This is a genomic window from Sporichthyaceae bacterium, from assembly GCA_036493475.1.
Classification (GTDB): Bacteria; Actinomycetota; Actinomycetes; order Sporichthyales; family Sporichthyaceae; genus DASQPJ01.
Window position 1 is genome coordinate 1 of record DASXPS010000054.1, and the last position, 4,091, is coordinate 4,091.

General features: G+C 71.4%; 4 protein-coding genes. 1 reads left to right on the forward strand and 3 read right to left on the reverse strand.

Features of this window, described 5'->3' with window-relative positions; translation table 11 throughout:
• The 3 genes from VGJ14_06015 to VGJ14_06025 form a co-directional block, all read right to left on the reverse strand.
• Positions 1 to 612 (reverse strand): hypothetical protein (locus VGJ14_06015; protein HEY2831962.1); only part of this gene is annotated, 612 nt, incomplete at its 3' end.
• A 101-nt stretch (positions 613 to 713) separates the two neighbouring features.
• The gene (locus VGJ14_06020) at positions 714 to 1,274 is read right to left on the reverse strand and encodes a sugar O-acetyltransferase (GenBank protein ID HEY2831963.1); all 561 of its coding nucleotides are present in this window, start codon (positions 1,272 to 1,274) and stop codon (positions 714 to 716) included.
• A 14-nt stretch (positions 1,275 to 1,288) separates the two neighbouring features.
• A complete protein-coding gene (locus VGJ14_06025) occupies positions 1,289 to 2,797 on the reverse strand; it encodes a hypothetical protein (GenBank protein HEY2831964.1) in 1,509 nt (502 codons plus the stop codon).
• 212 nt (positions 2,798 to 3,009) lie between these two features.
• Here VGJ14_06025 and VGJ14_06030 point away from each other — a divergent pair.
• A partial coding sequence (locus VGJ14_06030) for a hypothetical protein (GenBank protein ID HEY2831965.1) occupies positions 3,010 to 4,091 on the forward strand: 1,082 nt, incomplete at its 3' end.

Here is a 4,091-nt window from a genome sequence, read left to right on the forward strand (position 1 = left end):
CAGGTAGTCGGCGCCCACGTTCAGCGACAGCAGCATCAGCGCGGCCAGCGCGGAGGCCAGGGCGTGGCGCAGATTCAGCCGCACCATGTGGCCACTGCTCGCCCGGTGTATCAGGAAGCCCAACGCTCCCGCGATGGCCACGGCCACCGCGCCGACCAGCGCGAAATAGGTGAGCCAGCCGACGATGATGGCGTGCCGCGCGGAGTGTGTCGCCGAGGTGACCGCATCGGGATGTTGCCCGTCGGTCAGCCGGGCCAGATACGAGCTGGTGTGCAGCTGGGTGAGGCTGACCAGCGGCCGGATCAGGCCGGGGAAGTCAATGGTGGGCAGAAATTCCAGGGTCCGGTCGAACAGCACCAGGTGACCGGGGCCGAGCAACCGGAATCCCGGCCGCACCGCACCCAGCTGCACGGTCTGCCCGAACAGGTGCACTGTGCGCGCCGGCACCACCAGCACCGCGAGGTCGATGGCGAGCACCGCGATGACCGCGACGAGCACCAGGCGGGCCAGCCGGACCGGCCAGCGCCGCGGCACCGGACGCACTGCTGCGACCTGCTCCGCGACCGGCGCATCGGTCGGCGGCAGGCTCAGCGTGTCGGCGTCGTGTTGCAACGGGCCTTCTCACCTTGAACCGAGCGAGGCACCTCCCGGCCCCGCCCCGTCATGGTGCGCCAAATCGTTATCTCGCGTGGGGTTTTCTTCTCAATGCGCAATCAATGCTCATTGAGCGTCCGCACCGGCCGGGCCGGCGAGCCGACCACCAGGACGTCCGGTGGCACATCCGCGGTCACCACCGAACCCGCGCCGACCACGGCGTTCTCCCCGATCGTCACGCCCGGGCAGACGATGACCCCGCCACCCAGCCAGACGTTGTCCCCGATCCGGATGGGGTGCCCGGACTCCAACTTGTCGCGTCGCGGCCCGGCCGCGAGCGGATGCGTGGCGGTGAGCAGCTGGACGTATGGTCCGATTTGTACGTCATCGCCGAGAGTCACCTCGGCGACGTCGAGGATGACCAGACCGAAATTCGCGAAGCAGCGCGCGCCCATCCGGATCTGTGAGCCGTAGTCGACGTGCAGCGGCGGGCGGATCGCGGAATCCGCACCGAACGCGGCGAACAGGTCGGTGAGCAGGCGCCGGTGTTCGGCGGAATCCGCGCCGGGGGCGCGGTTGAACGCGTCGGTCAGCGCGACCGCGCGTTCGTGGGCCGCGATCAGCTCCGGGTCGTCGGCCAGGTACAACTCGCCGGCCAGCATGCGCTGCCGCATCGACATCGGCGGCAGCCCCGTCAGGAGCAGCGGTCGGCGTCGGCCGGCAGCTGCAGCCGCGAGTCCAGCGTGTACGTGCCGGGGCCCGGCACCCGGACCAGGGTCCACGGCCCGCGGGCCCGCGCGCAGCCGCCACCCCGGGCACTGTCCAGCGCGAACAGCGGTGACCAGCGGATCTGCAACGCGACGTCACCGGCGTGTTCGGTGCTGAAGGTGATCGCGTCCGGGTCGAGGTGGCGCAGCGTGGCGCCGCGGACCAGTGGCTGCGGGTCGCGCATCTCGAACAGCTCCCAGCGGGCGTCGCGCCACACCGGCTGCAGATACGGCAGGCCGGAGCGCACCAGATCGGCCTCGGCCTTCGACGCGAAGTCCAGGGAGGCCCCGGTGGGCAGTGCGACCCAACGCACCGCGAGGTCGTCGAGGAAGCCGCGGTAGTTGGTGCGGTTCAACGTTCCGTCGTAGAAGAACGGGTTCGCGGCCCGGTCGGCCTGCCGGTCCCAGCCGCGCGCGATCGGCACGGTCGGGGCCACGTAGGCGGCGGACCAGTGCGTGGCCGGGTCGACGATCTCCGCGCGTTGGCCGACCGCGGCGGGTCCGGCAACGCGGGCACGCGCGCCGAGTTCGTCGAGCAACGAGGCGTAGTACGCCCGGCCCGCCTGCGGGCCCGCGGCCCGGGCGAGCTGGATGCCGAGATCGGTGACCGGCCAGGTCAGCGCGGCTGTGGCGAGCAGCGCGCCGAGCGCGCGCCGGGTGATGCGGCGCCGGATGCGCGGGAATTGCGCGGTGGCCACGAAGGCGGGCGCCACGCCCAGCCAGACCAGCCGCATCATGTTGGTGCCGACCGCGGACGGGACGATCGCGGCGCTGATGGTCGCGACGGCGAATACGACGGCCCCGACGCGCACCGCGCGTTCTGTGCAGATTCCTGCGAGCAGGCCGAGGGCGACCAGCGCGAGCACCGCGTGCCACCAGGGGAAACTCATGGTGCCCTCGCGGAACAGCAGCTCCATGCCGCCGACGACCGCGAGCAGCGACGCGCACATGCCCACCGCGGCGCGGCGGCGGGAGACGTCGACGATGGCCACGGTGAGCGCGATCAGGCCCAGCCACAGGCCCGCCAGCGGGCTGAGCAGGCAGGCGCCGAGGGCGGCCAGGGCCGCCCAGCGGCCCCGTCGTCGGCGCAGCAGGGCAGCCGCGATGACCGCGGCGGCCAGGCCGAGGGCGAAGGTGACCCGGCCGGTGAGCACGTTGAGGAACACGCCGATGGCGAAGGTGATCGCGGCCGCGCGGGGGCGCCGGCTGCCCTCGAACAGCACCGGCGCCAGCACGCAGGCAACGACCCCGGCCAGCGCCGCGGACAACCCGACACCGAGGTGCGCCATGAGCCAGGGAGCGCCGATGGAGTAGCTGGGCAGGCTCAGACCGCCGAACCATCCGGTCCACCACAGGTAGGCGCCCTCGCGGGCGGCTTCCGCGCGCGCGGTCTGGGCGGCGAGGTCCGGCACGTTCGGGGGGTTGAACAGGTACACGCTGAACGCTGCGGTCGCCGCTGCGGCAAAGCCCAGCCACCATGTGCGATGGTCCGGACGTGCGCTTACCGGTACTGCAATATCCGCCACGACCTGCCGTCCTGTCGGACCCACCGGATGGCCGGGTCCTGATTCACGCGCTACCCGGGCCCGCGCAGTCTAACGACGCCGCGTCGATGCGCGCGGGCCGACGGGTGAGGCGGGGATGAACCGTGGATGACCGCGCTGACGTGCGCGAAGGCGCTCGGCGGCTGCTGCACGCGCAATGGGACAGTGAGCGGGGTCACACTTATCCGAATTGCCAGACGTACCCGCATCAGTGGCTGTGGGACTCGTGTTTCGCGGCGATTGCCTGGGGGGCCGTCGGGGAGCCGGAGCGGGGGGTCCGGGAGCTGAGCAATGCGCTGTCCGCGCAGTTCGCGGATGGATTCGTGCCGCACATGCGGTATGCGTTTGCGAACACGGAGCGCGGACCGCGCAGCGATTGTTCATCGTTCACCCAGCCGCCGATGTATGCGCATGCTGCGCGGGTGTTGGAGTCCTACGGTCCGTTGCCGGAGGGGCTGGTCTGCCGGGTGGGCTTGGCGCTGGAGTGGCTGTGGCAGTACCGGCGGACCCCGGAGGGTCTGTTGTTTCTGGTGCATCCCTGGGAGTCCGGGGCGGACGATTCGCCGCGGTGGGACAGCTGGGTGGCGGATTTCCTCGGCAAGTCCGACTACCGGAGGTTGCGGTGGTGGCGGCCGCGGTGGTCGCGGTTCGACCGGCACCTGGTGGACGTGTCCGTGTTCAACGAGGCCGGGACGGCGGTGGATTCGACGGAGTTCGTGGCGGCACCGGCGGCGTTCAACGCGTTGGCGGCGCATGCGGCGGGGGAGTATGCGGCGTTGTCGGGGGACGCTTCGTGGGGCGATCGGGCCGGGGAGCTCGCGGATGTGATGGATCGTCATATGTGGTCATCGGCCGAGGGGCTTTGGTCGGATGTGGCGATGCGCGGGGGTGGGGATTCGGTGCACGTGCCGACGTTGGACGGGGTGTTGCCGGCGTTGGTGACGTCTGATGGGGAGAAGGCGGCGCGGGCGTTGGATCAGTTGGCGTCGACGCAGCGGTTTGCGGCGCCGTACGGGCCGACGTTTGTGGCGCGGTCGCATTCGTCGTACCGGGCCAATGGGTATTGGCGGGGGTCGGCGTGGATGCAGATGAGTTACCTGGCGCGGTTGGCGGCGTTGCGGTGGGGGCGCGGGGAGTTGGCTGCGCAGATTGGGGAGGGGCCGCGGCGGGGGGCGGTGCGGTCGGG